Annotated in this window: 16 protein-coding genes; 9 read left to right on the top strand and 7 right to left on the bottom strand. The window is 72.8% G+C overall.

Annotated elements, in window-relative coordinates; genetic code table 11:
• Nucleotides 1-178: 178 nt before the first annotated feature.
• Nucleotides 179-1,582, top strand: a complete 1,404-nt coding sequence (locus AB0C62_RS27200) for a hypothetical protein (RefSeq protein WP_362977425.1) — start codon at nucleotides 179-181, stop codon at nucleotides 1,580-1,582.
• 150 nt (nucleotides 1,583-1,732) lie between these two features.
• Here AB0C62_RS27200 and AB0C62_RS27205 read toward each other — a convergent pair whose 3' ends face one another.
• A complete protein-coding gene (locus tag AB0C62_RS27205) occupies nucleotides 1,733-2,146 on the bottom strand; it encodes a VOC family protein (RefSeq protein ID WP_362977427.1) in 414 nt (137 codons plus the stop codon).
• Nucleotides 2,147-2,286: 140 nt separating this feature from the next.
• Nucleotides 2,287-3,177, bottom strand: a complete 891-nt coding sequence (locus AB0C62_RS27210) for a neutral zinc metallopeptidase (protein ID WP_362977429.1) — start codon at nucleotides 3,175-3,177, stop codon at nucleotides 2,287-2,289.
• A gap of 323 nt (nucleotides 3,178-3,500) precedes the next feature.
• On the opposite strand from AB0C62_RS27210, the gene AB0C62_RS27215 reads away from it, so the two are divergent.
• From AB0C62_RS27215 to AB0C62_RS27225, 3 genes are all read left to right on the top strand, one after another.
• Nucleotides 3,501-5,099 (top strand): ABC-F family ATP-binding cassette domain-containing protein, encoded by a 1,599-nt coding sequence (locus tag AB0C62_RS27215; protein ID WP_081223691.1) that lies wholly within the window; start codon nucleotides 3,501-3,503, stop codon nucleotides 5,097-5,099.
• Between the two features lie 361 nt (nucleotides 5,100-5,460).
• On the top strand, nucleotides 5,461-5,682 hold the full coding sequence (locus tag AB0C62_RS27220) for a helix-turn-helix domain-containing protein (RefSeq protein ID WP_006123601.1): 222 nt from the start codon (nucleotides 5,461-5,463) through the stop codon (nucleotides 5,680-5,682).
• A 143-nt stretch (nucleotides 5,683-5,825) separates the two neighbouring features.
• Entirely contained in the window at nucleotides 5,826-6,629 is an 804-nt protein-coding gene (locus AB0C62_RS27225) for an enoyl-CoA hydratase/isomerase family protein (protein ID WP_362977431.1), read from the top strand.
• A 123-nt stretch (nucleotides 6,630-6,752) separates the two neighbouring features.
• Here AB0C62_RS27225 and AB0C62_RS27230 read toward each other — a convergent pair whose 3' ends face one another.
• Nucleotides 6,753-7,502: a nucleopolyhedrovirus P10 family protein gene (locus tag AB0C62_RS27230; protein WP_362977433.1), complete on the bottom strand. Its 750-nt coding sequence runs from the start codon at nucleotides 7,500-7,502 to the stop codon at nucleotides 6,753-6,755.
• Between the two features lie 88 nt (nucleotides 7,503-7,590).
• Between AB0C62_RS27230 and AB0C62_RS27235 the strand changes: the two genes are divergently transcribed.
• From AB0C62_RS27235 to amaP, 5 genes are all read left to right on the top strand, one after another.
• Nucleotides 7,591-8,073: an Asp23/Gls24 family envelope stress response protein gene (locus AB0C62_RS27235; protein ID WP_362977435.1), complete on the top strand. Its 483-nt coding sequence runs from the start codon at nucleotides 7,591-7,593 to the stop codon at nucleotides 8,071-8,073.
• An 88-nt stretch (nucleotides 8,074-8,161) separates the two neighbouring features.
• Nucleotides 8,162-8,347 carry a hypothetical protein gene (locus AB0C62_RS27240; protein WP_362977437.1) on the top strand — a complete coding sequence of 62 codons (186 nt, stop codon included), beginning with the start codon at nucleotides 8,162-8,164 and terminating at the stop codon, nucleotides 8,345-8,347.
• 45 nt (nucleotides 8,348-8,392) lie between these two features.
• Nucleotides 8,393-8,773 carry an Asp23/Gls24 family envelope stress response protein gene (locus AB0C62_RS27245; RefSeq protein WP_362977536.1) on the top strand — a complete coding sequence of 127 codons (381 nt, stop codon included), beginning with the start codon at nucleotides 8,393-8,395 and terminating at the stop codon, nucleotides 8,771-8,773.
• Nucleotides 8,770-9,447 carry a DUF6286 domain-containing protein gene (locus AB0C62_RS27250; RefSeq protein ID WP_362977439.1) on the top strand — a complete coding sequence of 226 codons (678 nt, stop codon included), beginning with the start codon at nucleotides 8,770-8,772 and terminating at the stop codon, nucleotides 9,445-9,447. The genes AB0C62_RS27245 and AB0C62_RS27250 overlap by 4 nt, the downstream gene beginning before the upstream one ends.
• The gene (amaP, locus tag AB0C62_RS27255) at nucleotides 9,444-10,031 is read left to right on the top strand and encodes an alkaline shock response membrane anchor protein AmaP (protein ID WP_362977441.1); all 588 of its coding nucleotides are present in this window, start codon (nucleotides 9,444-9,446) and stop codon (nucleotides 10,029-10,031) included. Before AB0C62_RS27250 ends, amaP begins: the two co-directional genes overlap by 4 nt.
• Nucleotides 10,032-10,040: 9 nt before the next feature.
• On the opposite strand, the gene AB0C62_RS27260 is transcribed toward amaP, so the two are convergent.
• The 4 genes from AB0C62_RS27260 to AB0C62_RS27275 all read right to left on the bottom strand — a co-directional run bounded on the left by AB0C62_RS27260 (nucleotide 10,041) and on the right by AB0C62_RS27275 (nucleotide 13,891).
• Complete coding sequence (locus AB0C62_RS27260) at nucleotides 10,041-10,796, bottom strand: SDR family oxidoreductase (protein ID WP_362977443.1); 756 nt, start codon at nucleotides 10,794-10,796, stop codon at nucleotides 10,041-10,043.
• 68 nt (nucleotides 10,797-10,864) lie between these two features.
• The gene (locus tag AB0C62_RS27265) at nucleotides 10,865-12,688 is read right to left on the bottom strand and encodes a glycoside hydrolase family 15 protein (RefSeq protein WP_362977445.1); all 1,824 of its coding nucleotides are present in this window, start codon (nucleotides 12,686-12,688) and stop codon (nucleotides 10,865-10,867) included.
• A gap of 83 nt (nucleotides 12,689-12,771) precedes the next feature.
• Entirely contained in the window at nucleotides 12,772-13,569 is a 798-nt protein-coding gene (locus AB0C62_RS27270; RefSeq protein ID WP_362977447.1) for an SURF1 family protein, read from the bottom strand.
• 88 nt (nucleotides 13,570-13,657) lie between these two features.
• Nucleotides 13,658-13,891: a hypothetical protein gene (locus AB0C62_RS27275; protein ID WP_362977449.1), complete on the bottom strand. Its 234-nt coding sequence runs from the start codon at nucleotides 13,889-13,891 to the stop codon at nucleotides 13,658-13,660.
• Nucleotides 13,892-13,900: the final 9 nt, after the last annotated feature.

The raw sequence follows: 13,900 nt of genomic DNA on the forward strand, positions 1-13,900 counted from the left end.
TCCTGCGGCCGCCCCGACCGGGTGCTTCCGGCGCCCTTCCGGTTCTGTCCCGGACAACTCCCCGCGGCGCACTTTCCGGTGCGTCGAGCGCCCCGGCGAGCCCGCTCCCGGAGCGCCCCCGGCACCCGCGAGGGCATTCCGTTTGGGTTTTCGGACCGTCAACCGGAAGACTGCACCCGTGACGTCCCGTAACCCGCGCGACTCCAGGCTCCGACTCGTCAGCCCGCGGCCCCTCGCGGCCGCTCCCCGAGCGGTGACCCAGCGCCGCACATCGCGCCCCGCGCCGCGACCGCCGGAGGGCACACCGCCGCCCGCGGAACTCGCCCGCATGGCCCGCACCGGCCTGTCCGACGCGGCCCGCGTCGCCCGCTGGGCCGACGCCGCACTGCGCCCGGGACGCGACGACGCGACCCCCGACGGCAAGGGCGCGCTCTCCGACGCGACCGCGGAACGGGCCGCCACCGAACTCGGGCTGACCCCGGCTCAGGTCCGCGCGGACTGGGACACCGCCCGGCTGGCCGGCCTCATCGAGGTGCACGGCGACAGCGCCCGCCCCGGCTGGCGGCTGCGCGCCTGGAGCCGCGACGACAGCGCCGTGCTGCGCGGCTGGGTCGCCCTCTTCGACGCATGGTCCCTGGCCCACCCCGAACCCACGGACCGGGAACCGGCCACCGTCGCCGAGGTCGTCTCCGCGATGCCCCAGGTGCTCTCCTTCCTCCAGCTCTCCGCCGGGCCCGTCCCCGTGGAGCAGCTCCTCGACCTGCTCGAACAGCGCGTCACGGAACTGCGCACCGAGCGCTGCGAGGTCGCCTACGGTCCCCGGCCCGAGCCCGCCCCGGAACCCGTCGAGATCCCGGACGCCCCGCTCGCCCCCCTCCTCGAATGGGCGCTGGGCGCCCTCGCCTCCGTCGGCGCGCTGACCTACGGCGACGCACAGGCCACCCTCACCCCGCTCGGCAGCTGGGCGGTCTGGGTCAAGCTGGAGCAGATCTGCGTCGCCGCGCAGAGCCCCGCCGGGAACATCGAGCAGTCCGCCGAGGACATGCTCCGCGGCTGCGCGCAGCTCCGCCCCAACGCGGCCCGCGCCGAGTACCGCGCCTGGCTCGCCGCCCGCCCCGTCGGCAGCGCCGTCACCGAGCTGCTCGCCGCCGCCCGGGGCGAGGACGCCCTCACCCGCGGCCTCGCCTTCGAGGCGCTGCGCGTGGTCGGTGCCCCCGCCGAGCCGGACGTACGCGCCGTGGCCGACGAGTCGTGGCTGCGCCCCTACGCCCTGCTGTGGCTCGCCGAGCACGACGGCCACGACCCCGAGGACGCGCACGAGGTGCTCACCCGTGCCGAGTCCACCTGGCTGTGGGTCGACACGGCCGCGGCCGTCGCCGACCACGGCGACGCCCCGCTCCTCGTCCGCCACCTGGAGTCCGCGGTGCAGCCGACCGTGCCCGCGCTCCTCGACGAGGTGCGCGCGGTCGGACATCCGCGCACGGTGCAGGTGCTCGTCGCCCTCGCCGCCGCCCACCCGGATCCGGCCCTCGCCAAGGCCGTACGCCGGGCGGCCTTCCAGGTGCACACCGGCGGGAGCTGACCCCGGGAGCCGGGGCAGCGGCACGCGCCCGTCGGACCGCGCGGGGCGCCGCCCGACGGGAGCGCCGCGCGGGCTCCGCAAGCGGCGGCCCCACGGCGGAGGTCTGGCGTCCGCCCGACGGCCGGGGAGCGACGCTTGGGAGCGCGGCTCCTAGGCGCTTATCTCCGGGGCGTACGTGCCGAAGCTCCAGATGTTGCCCTCGACGTCCCGGGCCATGTAGTCCCGCGAGCCGTAGTCCTGGTCGGCCGGGGCCATCAGGATCTCCGCGCCGTGGTCCACGGCCCGCTGGTGGTGGGCGTCGACGTCGTCCACCACGATGTACACCCCGCACGGGCCCGCGTTCTTCATCGCCTCGTCGAAACGGCCGCCGCGGCCCTTGGAGCCGAGCATCACCGCGCCGTTCCCCTGCACCAGCTCGGCGTGCATCACCGAGCCGTCCTCGCCTTCGTAGACCGACAGCTCGGTGAAGCCGAAGGCCTCCGTGAGCTGCCTGATCGCCGCCTTCGCGTCGGTGTACAACAGCGAGGGATAGATGCTCGGGCGTCCGCCGTCCGTACCAGCCATGCCGATCACTCCGTCTCGTCACATCGCCGGAATCCGATCCGCTGCCCAGTCTGGCACCGGCCACTGACAACGCCCCGTCGACCGGAGAACGCCCACCGCGGCCCGTCCGGTGACCGGGGTGGTCCCCGGGAGGCCTGTCCTCACCGGAACGTGTCGCACTGCGCCATGTCGCCGCTGCTGAAGCCCTGGTAGAACCACTGCTGCCGCTGCTGGGCCGACCCGTGCGTCCAGGTCTCCGGCGTCACCCGGCCCTGGTACCGCTGCTGGATCCGGTCGTCCCCGACCGCCGCCGCCGCGTCCAGACCGTCGCGGATGTCGGCGTCCGTCAGCGAGGTCAGCAACGGCTTGCCCGAGGACGCGGACGGGGTGGTCGTCGCGTGCCGCGCCCAGACGCCCGCGTAGCAGTCCGCCTGGAGCTCCACCTTGACCGCGTTGCTGTTCGCGCCGGTCACCCCGTCCTGGGACCTGGCCAGCGTGCCCATCAGGTCCTGCACGTGGTGTCCGTACTCGTGCGCCACCACGTAGGCCTGCGCGAAGGGGCCGCCGCTGGAGCCGAACTTGGTGCGCAGCTCGTCGAAGAAGCCCAGGTCCAGATAGACCTTGCGGTCCCCGGGACAGTAGAAGGGGCCCACGGCCGAGGAGGCGGTCCCGCAGGCCGTGCCCACCTGGCCGCCGAAGACCACGGTGGGGGAGCGGGTGTAGGTGCCGCCCCGGCGCGTGAACTCCTGCGTCCAGTACGTCTGGATGCTGTTGACCACCGCGATGACGCGGCAGTCCTCCTGGGCGTTCGCGTCCCGCCCGGTCCGGCAGGTCTGCTGCAGCTGCGCCAGGGAGGAGGAGGCCGGCGCGGGCTGGTCGCTGCCGGAGGACAGGCCGAGCTGGTCGGGACCGACCCCGAAGAACAGCCCGAGGAGCAGGGCGATCAGACCGGCGAGACCCCCGCCGATGGTTGCCCTGCCGCCGGGGATACGACTGCCGCGCACATCCTGGACCTCGGACGTGTCCAGGTCCGCGTCGTCGTCGAACTGCATGGACACCACCCTCTGCCTCGGCCGGTCGCTCGCTCCGTGGCGTCATCCTCGTACGCTCCCGGCCCGCGGGCCCCGGCCCGAGGGCCGAACGGACTACGCCCGCGCCCGGCGGCCCTCGCGGCGGGTTTCCCGGCCGGAGGCCCCCGCGCCTCCGCGCCCGCTCCGAGGCGCGCGGCGGGGCGAGCGTCACAGTGCCGGAGGCCCGCACACCGGAAAAGTGGTTGCACGGCCCCGTTAGACTTGGCCCATGGCCATTCTCCTCGCGCATTAGACGGCGGGAACGCCCTCAGCCGTCCACCGACCCCCAGCCCTGGAGTCTGTCCGTGATCTCCGCCTCCGGTATCGAGCTGCGCGCCGGCGCCCGCATCCTCATCGAGTCCGCCACCTTCCGCATCGCGAAGGGCGACCGCATCGGCCTCGTCGGCCGCAACGGCGCGGGCAAGACGACCCTCACCAAGGTCCTCGCCGGCCAGGGCCAGCCCGCCGCGGGCACCGTCACCCGCTCCGGCGAGGTCGGCTACCTGCCCCAGGACCCGCGCACCGGCGACCTCGACGTCCTGGCCCGTGACCGCGTCCTGTCCGCCCGCGGCCTGGACGTCCTGATCCGCAAGATGCGCGAGAACGAACAGCGCATCGCCAACGGCGCGGGCGCCACCCGCGACAAGGCCATGCGGCAGTACGAGCGCCAGGAGACGGAGTTCCTCACCAAGGGCGGCTACTCCGCCGAGGCCGAGGCGGCCACCATCGCGGCCGCGCTCAACCTGCCCGACCGGGTGCTCGGCCAGCCCCTGCACACGCTCTCCGGCGGTCAGCGCCGCCGTATCGAGCTGGCCCGCATCCTGTTCTCGGACGCCGACACCCTGCTGCTCGACGAGCCGACGAACCACCTGGACGCCGACTCCATCGTCTGGCTGCGCGACTACCTGAAGACGTACCGCGGCGGCTTCATCGTGATCTCCCACGACGTGGACCTCGTCGAGACGGTCGTCAACAAGGTCTTCTACCTGGACGCCAACCGCGCCCAGATCGACGTCTACAACATGGGCTGGAAGCTCTACCAGCAGCAGCGCGAGGCCGACGAGAAGCGCCGCAAGCGCGAGCGGCAGAACGCCGAGAAGAAGGCCGCCGCGCTGAACTCGCAGGCGGACAAGATGCGTGCCAAGGCCACCAAGACGGTGGCCGCGCAGAACATGGCCAAGCGCGCCGACAAGCTGCTCGCCGGCCTGGAGGCGGTCCGCGTCTCCGACAAGGTCGCCAAGCTGCGCTTCCCGGAGCCCGCGCCCTGCGGCAAGACCCCGCTCATGGCGGAGGGCCTGTCGAAGTCGTACGGCTCCCTGGAGATCTTCACCGACGTCGACCTGGCCATCGACAAGGGCTCCCGCGTCGTCATCCTCGGCCTGAACGGCGCCGGCAAGACGACCCTCCTGCGGCTGCTCGGCGGCGCCGAGAAGCCCGACACCGGCGAGGTCATCGAGGGCCACGGCCTCAAGCTCGGCTACTACGCGCAGGAGCACGAGACCCTCGACCCCGAGCGCACCGTCCTGGAGAACATGCGGTCCGCCGCCCCCGACCTGGACCTGGTCGAGGTCCGCAAGACGCTCGGCTCGTTCCTGTTCTCCGGCGACGACGTGGACAAGCCGGCCGGTGTGCTCTCCGGCGGTGAGAAGACGCGGCTCGCGCTCGCGACGCTCGTCGTGTCCTCCGCGAACGTCCTCCTGCTCGACGAGCCGACGAACAACCTCGACCCGGCCAGCCGCGAGGAGATCCTCGGCGCGCTGCGCACCTACAAGGGCGCCGTCGTCCTCGTCACCCACGACGAGGGTGCCGTCGAGGCGCTCCAGCCGGAGCGGATCATCCTGCTGCCGGACGGCGTCGAGGACCTGTGGGGTTCCGACTACGCCGACCTGGTCGCCCTCGCCTGAGCCCCTGCGGGGGTCCGCACACCGAGATCGAATGACTGATCCACTGCGTATGGATCATTCGGCCGATCCGTGATCCATCATCTGTGTGAGATCTCCTCGTACCGAGGTGTGTCCTACACGGATTTTCCGGCCGAGCCCTGGGGAACACGGGGCTCGGCCGTCTTGCGTCGCTGACCAGGTACTTCACGGAAGAACCCGTTCGGCGGTATGGAGCGCGTCGGCCGGAACCACAGATTCCACTCGTGGGGACGGGCTCCTGTCGTCAAAACCTTGTCTTACGGACCTTGCCGAATGGGTGGCCATGACGCCCGGGAGGGGTGATCATGAGAGTCCAGAGCGCACTTCCCATGAGGAGGCACGGGTGGCCGAGACTCTGAAGAAGGGCAGCCGGGTAACCGGCGCCGCGCGCGACAAGCTCGCGGCAGACCTGAAGAAGAAGTACGACTCCGGTGCGAGCATCCGAGCGCTGGCCGAAGAGACCGGCCGTTCGTATGGCTTCGTGCACCGGATGCTCAGCGAGTCGGGCGTCACGCTCCGAGGGCGTGGCGGAGCGACGCGGGGCAAGAAGGCCGCTTCGGCCTGAGGCCGGGCGTCCCCATCGGCTTCGGTGGTGACCACCCGGTCGGTCGGGTGACCGACCGGGTGGTTACTGTGCAGTCACTTAGGTGTGCCCTCGTGCTTCACGGAGTGCACACCTGATCCGACCGCACCCACCGGAGGCACCCCATGGCTTCGCCCGACAAGGATCTCGAACCGGTACTCGACAAGGACGGCGTACGGCTCACCGTCGACGACGCGATCGCCACGGTGACCCTGACCAACCCGGCCAAGCGCAACGCCCAGAGTCCTGCTCTGTGGCGGGCGTTGACGCAAGCCGGCCGGTCACTGCCGGGCTCCGTCCGGGTCGTCGTCCTGCGCGCCGAGGGCCAGTCCTTCTCCGCGGGGCTCGACCGGCAGGCGTTCACGCCCGAGGGCTTCGACGGCGAGCCGTCGTTCATCGACCTCGCGCGCGGCTCCGACGCCGAGCTCGACGCGACCATCGCCGAGTACCAGGAGGCGTTCACCTGGTGGCGCCGCAGCGACCTCGTGTCGGTCGCGGCCGTGCAGGGGCATGCCATCGGTGCCGGGTTCCAGCTCGCGCTCGCCTGTGACCTGCGCGTCGTCGCCGACGACGTGCAGTTCGCCATGCGCGAGACCAGCCTCGGCCTCGTGCCCGACCTCACCGGCACACACCCCCTGGTGGGCCTCGTCGGGTACGCCCGCGCCCTGGAGATCTGCGCGACCGGCCGGTTCGTCCTCGCCGAGGAGGCCGAGCGCACCGGACTCGCCAACCTCGCGGTGCCTGCGGCCCAGCTCGACGACGCGGTCCGTGACCTCACCGCTGCTCTGCTCGCCGCCCCGCGCGACGCCGTGATCGAGACCAAGGCCCTGCTGCGCGGCGCCCAGGAGCGTTCGTACGAGGACCAGCGCACCGCCGAACGCGCCTCGCAGGCCCGCCGGCTCCGGGACCTCGCCGGCGTCGGCGACTGACCACCCACGAGCGGGGCGCGTCCGTACGGTCCTGTCCCGCGGGCCGTGGTCGCGCCCCGGGGCGACGCAGCGAACCCGGGTGCCGACGGTCTGAACGACCCGGCCGCCCCCGCTCGCACCGCCTCAGCCGACGGCGGTCACCAGGACCGCCACGGACGGGGTGTCCCGAGCGGCCTCCGCGACCGCCGTCCTGACCGCGCGTGCCACCTCCACCGCCCGGAAGTCCGCGGAGACCGCGAGTTCCACGCGGACGTGACGTCGGGGCACGGCCGATTCCGTCGCGGCGGGCGTCGCGATGGCCACCGATCGGCCCAGTGCGTCCGTCAGACGGGTGACACCCGCGACGCCCCGCACGACGGCGGCGATCCGTGCCTCCTCCGGATCGTTCGGGACCTTCGGTTCCTCGGGCGCCGCACCGTCCCGTACGTCCTGCTCGTCCTTCCGGGACGTCACCTGCGGGTCCGTGAGCAGGTCCGTCACCTGGAGGTCCACCTCGCTCACGTCGAGGCCGAGCCGCTGCGTCGCCGCTGCCGACAGGGCGAGCCGCAGCCGCTCCGCGGTCGCCGGCAGCGAGTCTGCGCCCGGGGCCGTGGGATCCGCGGCCGCCGCGAACTCCGCTGTCACGCGCAGCGGACCGGGCGCCAGCGCACTGGGCGGAGCCGGTACGACGGCGGCGTACGGCCGGTCCGGATCGGCGAGCGCGATCCGCAGCGCGCCGAGGCGTACGCCGTCCACGGCCGTCGCCGCTCGCCGCAGCACGGCGTCCGCGGCGCTCTCCGTGATCCACGCGCCGTCACGCGAGAGGCCCAGCGGCAGCAGCCTGCCGAGTCCGAGCTGAAGCCGTACCACCTGCGCCCACCGGTCCGCCGTCATTGCCCCAGCCTGCCCCATCAGAGGGCGCGCGACCGCGCGACCCGACCTAATGTGGGCTCAGGAGGACGACCGAAAGGGACGTACGGCAATGACCGATATGACCGAGCGGAACCGGACGGACAGCCCCGACGCCGAGAAGGAGGCCGGCCGTAAGCCCACCAAGCGCGGCGGCGGGGACCCCGCGACGCGCGGACGGACCACCATCGCCGACGGTGTCGTGGAGAAGATCGCCGGGCTCGCCGCGCGTGACGTCGTCGGCGTCCACGCGATGGGCAGCGGGATGAGCCGGACCATCGGCGCGATGCGCGACCGGGTGCCGGGCACCAGCAGCAGCAAGTCCGTGACACGTGGGGTGAAGGCCGAGGTCGGCGAGGTGCAGACCGCGCTCGACCTGGAGATCGTCGTCGACTACGGCGTCTCGATCGCCGACGTGGCGCGCGACGTGCGCGAGAACGTCGTCGCGGCCGTCGAGCGGATGACCGGCCTCGAAGTGGTCGAGGTCAACATCGCGGTGAGTGATGTGAAGCTTCCCGACGAAGAAGACGAGGAACCGGAGTCACGTCTCCAGTGACCCCCGGGTCATCGGTACGTCCCGGACCACCACCCGGCCACCGCGTCACGCGTGATCACACGGCCGCCGAACCGCTGAGGAGCGCACCATGAGCTTGGCCGTAGTCGGCATGATCGCCGGTATGGCGCTGGCCTTCGCCGGGTACTTCGGCGGATTCGGCGCCTTTCTCCTGGTGGCCGCTCTGGGCGCCGTCGGGTACTTCGTCGGACGGTTCCTCGAGGGGGACCTGGACGTGGGCGACCTCTTCCGCGCCCGTGACGACCGGCGGCGGTGACCCGTGCCAGGTCAGGTCGACCGGCTCGGTGAGACCCGGCCGGGCGTGACGACCGTGGTGGCGCCCGAGCGGGGCGCCACCCGGATCGCCGACCGGGTCGTCGCGAAGATCGCCTCGCAGGCGGCGCGCGAGGCACTGCCGCCGCTGCCGCCCGACGCCGTGCCCCCGCACGCGACGGTCGTCGTCCGGCGGCAGTCGTCCGGCGCCGGTGCGGAGGGCGACCGCCCGACGCACAGCGCCCAGGTCCGGGTCAGTCTCGAACTCGGTTACCCCTCCGACATCGGTGGCCAGTGCAACGCTGTGCGTCGTCATGTCGCCGAGCGGGTAGAGGCGTTGGCGGGAATGGAAGTGCCGGAGGTGGCCGTCCAGGTGGAGCGGCTGCATCTGGCGCACGGGCCAGGCTCGGTACAGGAGAGGACGCGATGAGCGAGCCCCAGGGCTCCGAGAACACCCGGAAGCTACCGGTGCTGGAGAAGTCGGACGACGCCGGCGCGCTCGGCCAGTCCGCCTCGGCAGCCGCCTACGAACCGCTGGAGACCCTGGACGAAGAGGACGGCCGCCAGGGCCGCTTCTGGTCCGCGCGCCGCGTTCCGGCGTGCATTCTCGCGATCCTGCTCTTCGTGATCGCCGGATTCTTCCTCTACGACGTCGCGGCCGTCCGCGCCGGTCACTCCGCCCTCGAACTGCGCAAGTGGTTCGCCCGGCAGCTCGCCGAGCGGCCCCTCGACGACACCGCCGTCCTCGTGGGCGCCGGCATCGCCGCCGCGCTCGGGCTCTGGCTGATCCTCCTCGCCGCCACCCCCGGACTGCGCGACGTGCTGCCCATGCGGCGCACCCACCGCGACGTGCGGGCCGGACTGCACCGGGGAGCCGCCGCGATGGCCCTGCGCGACCGCGCCATGGAGGTCGCCGGCGTCCAGTCGGTCCGGGTCCGTGTGAAGCGGCGCAAGGTCGACGTCCGCGCGGTGTCGCACTTCCGCGAACTCGACGACGTCCGTGCCGACCTGGACACCACGCTCACCGACGGCATCCAGGGACTGGGGCTGTCCCGCTCACCGGGCCTCTCGGTGCGGGTCGCCCGTCCCGGACGGAAGGGGTGAGGTCCGTGCGCCGGACCGTCAACCGCGTACTGATCGGGCTGAGCGGACTCGTCCTGCTCGCCCTCGGCGGCTCCGTCCTCGCCATCGGGCTCGGCGTCAAGCCGCCCTCGTGGTGGATCCACGACGGGCGCCACGACGTGCTCCTCAGCACCGCCGAACGGACCAAGTGGCGCGACCAGGGCTGGTGGTGGCCCGTCGTCATCGCCGCGCTCGCGGTCCTCGTCCTGCTCGCCCTGTGGTGGCTGTTCGCCGACCTCCGGCGCCGCCGGCTCGCCGAGGTGCTCGTCGACACCGGCGACGGAGAGGGCGCCCTGCTGCGCGGACGGGCGCTGGAGAGCGTACTGGCCGCCGAGGCCGACCGGTTGGGCGGCGTGGACACGGCCCGGGTCCACCTGACCGGCCGGCGCACCCTGCCCGAGGCGCACGTGCGGCTCCGACTGGAACCGCACGTCGATCCCGGGCAGGCACTGCACCAGCTGACCGTCGAGGCCCTCGCGCACGCGCGGAACTCGGCGGGCCTGGCCGCGCTCCCGGCGGAGGTGCGGCTGCGCGGCGTCAAGCACCGCGCGGAGCGCGTGACCTGAGCGGGCCGGTCAGAACCCGCTGCGCATCCCGCCGTCGACCGGGACCATGATGCCGGTCAGGTACGAGGCGGCGGGGGAGAGCAGGAACGCGGCCGTCCGGCCGAACTCCTCCGGGGAGCCGTAGCGGCGCAGCGGGATACGCGACTCGTTGGCCGCTCGGGTGGCCTCCGGGTCGGCCGACAGACCGTCCAGCTCGCGGACCCGGTCCGTGTCGATGCGCGAGGGCAGCAGTCCGACGACGCGGATGCCGCGCGGGCCCAGCTCGTCCGCGAGGGACTTGGCGAAGCCCGCGAGGCCGGGACGCAGACCGTTGGAGATGGTGAGCCCGCCGATCGGCTCGTACACCGAGCCGGAGAGCACGAAGCCGACGGCGCCGCCCTCGCCGAGCTCCGCCGAGGCCGCGCGGGCCAGCCGCACCGCGCCGAGGAAGACCGACTCGAAGGCGGCCGTCCACTGCTCGTCGGTGTTGTCCGCGGCGAAGCCCGGCGGCGGGCCGCCGACGCTGATGAGGATGCCGTCGAAGGCGCCGAAGTGCTCCCGGGCGGCCGCGATCAGGCGGGCCGGGGCCTCGGGGTCGGCGTTGTCCGCCGCCACCCCGACCGCGTTCGGGCCGAGCGCGGAGGCGGCGTCGGCCGCGCTCTTCGCGTCGCGCCCGCTCAGGACCACCTTCGCGCCGTCGGCGACGAGTTCCCGCGCGGCGGCGTTGCCCAGGCCACGGGTGGCGCCCGTGACGACGTACACACGATCCTTCAGTCCAAGATCCATGGGAGCCATCCTCCCCCATGCCGTGCCCCGTCTCCAGGGTGGGCGCCGCCCGGGTGGCGCGGGCGGGCCTACGGCCGGTCGGGTGTGGCCCGGCCGTCCACCGGCGGCTTCGCGGGCTGCACCCCGAAGAGGCTGAGGGCGGTCACCACCAGGCCGATGTGGCTGAACGCCTGCGGGAAGTTGCCGAGCTGGCGCTCCGCGACGGGGTCGTACTCCTCGGACAGGAGCCCCACGTCGTTCGTGAGACCGACCAGGCGCTCGAACAGCTCGCGCGCCTCCTGGGTACGGCCCGTCAGATACAGCGCGTCCGCGAGCCAGAACGAGCAGACGACGAAGGCGCCCTCGTCACCGGGGAGCCCGTCGACATCGGTCGTCGCGGCGCTGTAGCGGCGCACCAGCAGGCCGTCGGGGGCGAGTTCGGCACGGACCGCGTCCACGGTGCCGACCACCTTCGGGTCGTCGGCGGGCAGGAAGCCGACCCGGGGGATGAGCAGCAGGGCGGCGTCGAGTTCGACCGAGCCGTAGGACTGGGTGAACGTGTTGCGCTCGGCGTCGAAGCCGCGCTCGCACACCTCGCGGTGGATCTCGTCGCGCATCGTCCGCCAGCCCTCCAGGTCGCCTTCGAGCGACGGGTCCTCCTCCAGCGTGCGCACGGCACGGTCGGCGGCCACCCAGGCCATCACCTTGGAGTAGACGAAGTGCCGGCGCGGGCCGCGGATCTCCCAGATCCCCTCGTCCGGCTGCCGCCACGCCACCCGCAGGAAGTCGATCATGGCGCACTGCACCCGCCACATGTGCGGCCTCGACGGCAGGCCCGAACGCCGCGCGAGCCACAGCGAGTCGATGACCTCGCCGTACACGTCGAGCTGCAGCTGCTCCACGGCGCTGTTGCCGACCCGGACCGGCGAGGAGCCCGCGTATCCGGACAGCCACGGGATCTCGTACTCCGACAGCCGGCGTTCGCCCGACAGGCCGTACATGATCTGGAGGTCCGCCGGGTCGCCCGCGACCGCGCGCAGCAGCCAGTCGCGCCAGGCCTCGGCCTCCTCCTGATAGCCGGCCGCGAGCAGTGCCCCCAGGGTGAGCGTGGAGTCGCGCAGCCAGCAGTAGCGGTAGTCCCAGTTGCGGACACCGCCCAGTTCCTCGGGGAGCGAGGTGGTCGGAGCGGCCACGATGCCGCCGGTCGGCGCGTAGGTGAGGGCCTTCAGCGTGAGCAGGGAGCGCACGACGACGTCCCGGTGCGGTCCTTCGTAACGGCAGCGGGCCGCCCACGCCCGCCAGTCCTTGACGCTCGTCTCCAGCGACTCGAAGGGATCGCTGAGCGGCGGGCGCGGGCGGTGCGAGGGATGCCAGGTCAGTACGAAGGCGACCTTCTGGCCCGCCTCGACGGTGAACTCGGAGTAGGTGCGGAAGTCCTTGCCCCAGGTGGGGACGGGCGGCTCGCTGCGCAGCCACACCGAGTCCGGGCCGGCGACGGCCACCCGGTGCCCGTCCGACCTGCGCATCCAGGGCACGACCGAGCCGTAGTCGAACCGCAGCTGGAGCCGGCTGCTCATCTTCACCCGGCCGCTGAGTCCCTCGACGACGCGCACGAGATCGGGGGCGTGCTCGCGCTGCGGCATCAGGTCGGTCACCCGGACGGACCCCTCGGCGGTGTCCCACTCGGTGTCGAGCACCAGGGTGTCCGGGCGGTACGCGCGCCGGGTGCACCCGTCCGCGCCGTCGGGCGCGATCCGCCAGTGGCCGTTGTCCTCGTCGCCCAGCAGGGCCGCGAAGCAGGCGGCGGAGTCGAAGCGGGGAAGGCACAGCCAGTCGACGGACCCGTCGCGGCCCACCAGAGCGGCGGTCTGTTCGTCCCCGATGAGCGCGTAGTCCTCGATGCGTCGGTGCACGGAGGACGGGTTCCCGACCGGGGCGAACGCCAATCGGGCCGCGAGAGTGGCAGGGCGGCCACGGTGACCTCGGGAGGGCGTCTCTAGACGCTCGCCGGTTCGGCTTCCTCTTCCGGCGCCGTCTCCGCGGCCGCGGTCTCCGCGCGGTCGCGGCGCTCACGACGGACCAGGACCACCCAGCCGAAGGGGACGCCCGCGGAGAACAGCCACCACTGGATCGCGTACGCCATGTGGGGGCCGATGTCGCTGTGCTCGGGGTCCGGGATGAGTTCGGGGGAGTCGCCCTTGGGGTGCGGCGCGGTCTGCTCGACATAGCCGCCGAGGACCTGCTTGCCGAGCCGCTGCGCCTGCTGCTCGCTGTTGATCAGCATGACCTGACGGTCGGGCAGGCCGCGGACGTTCTTGATGCCGCTGTCGGCCGTCGTCTGGTCGGCCATCAGCCGGCCGGTGACGGTGACCTCGCCGCGCTCGGGGGCGGGGATCTTCGGGAAGGCGGTCTGCGCGCCGTCCGCCGGGACCCAGCCCCGGTTGACCATCAGGACGCGGCCGTCGGTCAGCACGAACGGCGTCAGGACGTGATAGCCGACCTCGCCGTCGGAGTTGGTGCGGCGGCGGACGACCTCTTCGTGCGCGGTGTCGAAGTGGCCCTCGGCGCTGACCCGGCGGTACAGGTCGTCGTGCCGGATGTGCCGTCCCGGCGCGGTGAGCGTCTCGGCGGGCACCGGCTTCGCCGCCAGCGAGTCGGAGATCACCGTGTTCAGGGCGACCTTGTGCTCATGCCGGTGCAGCTGCCAGAAGCCCAGCTTGATCATCGTGGGGATGAGCACGAGGGCCACGAGGGTGAGGATCACCCACTGCCGGGACAACAGGAAGCGGTACACCCCATTGACGGTACTCGGCACGGTTTCGGCCCCCGACGGGAGGGTCCCGCCGAGGGCCGCGTGGCCTGCTCCCGAGGTGGTCCGGGGCTCAGGCCTTGTCGACGACCCCCGTCCTCCCCTCCGCGCGGGCGCAGTGCGCGCCGCAGTACCAGTGGCCCTCGACCTCGACGCCCTGGCCGATGACCTGCACCCGACAGTGCTCGCAGATCGGGGCCATCCGGTGGATCGCGCAGGAGAAGCAGTCGAAGACGTGCACCGCGCCCTGCGCGTGCACCTCGAAGCTCATTCCGTAGTCATTGCCGCATACTTCGCATCTCGCCATGCGCCACAG

Source organism: Streptomyces sp. NPDC048643, from assembly GCF_040650615.1.
Lineage (GTDB): Bacteria > Actinomycetota > Actinomycetes > Streptomycetales > Streptomycetaceae > Streptomyces.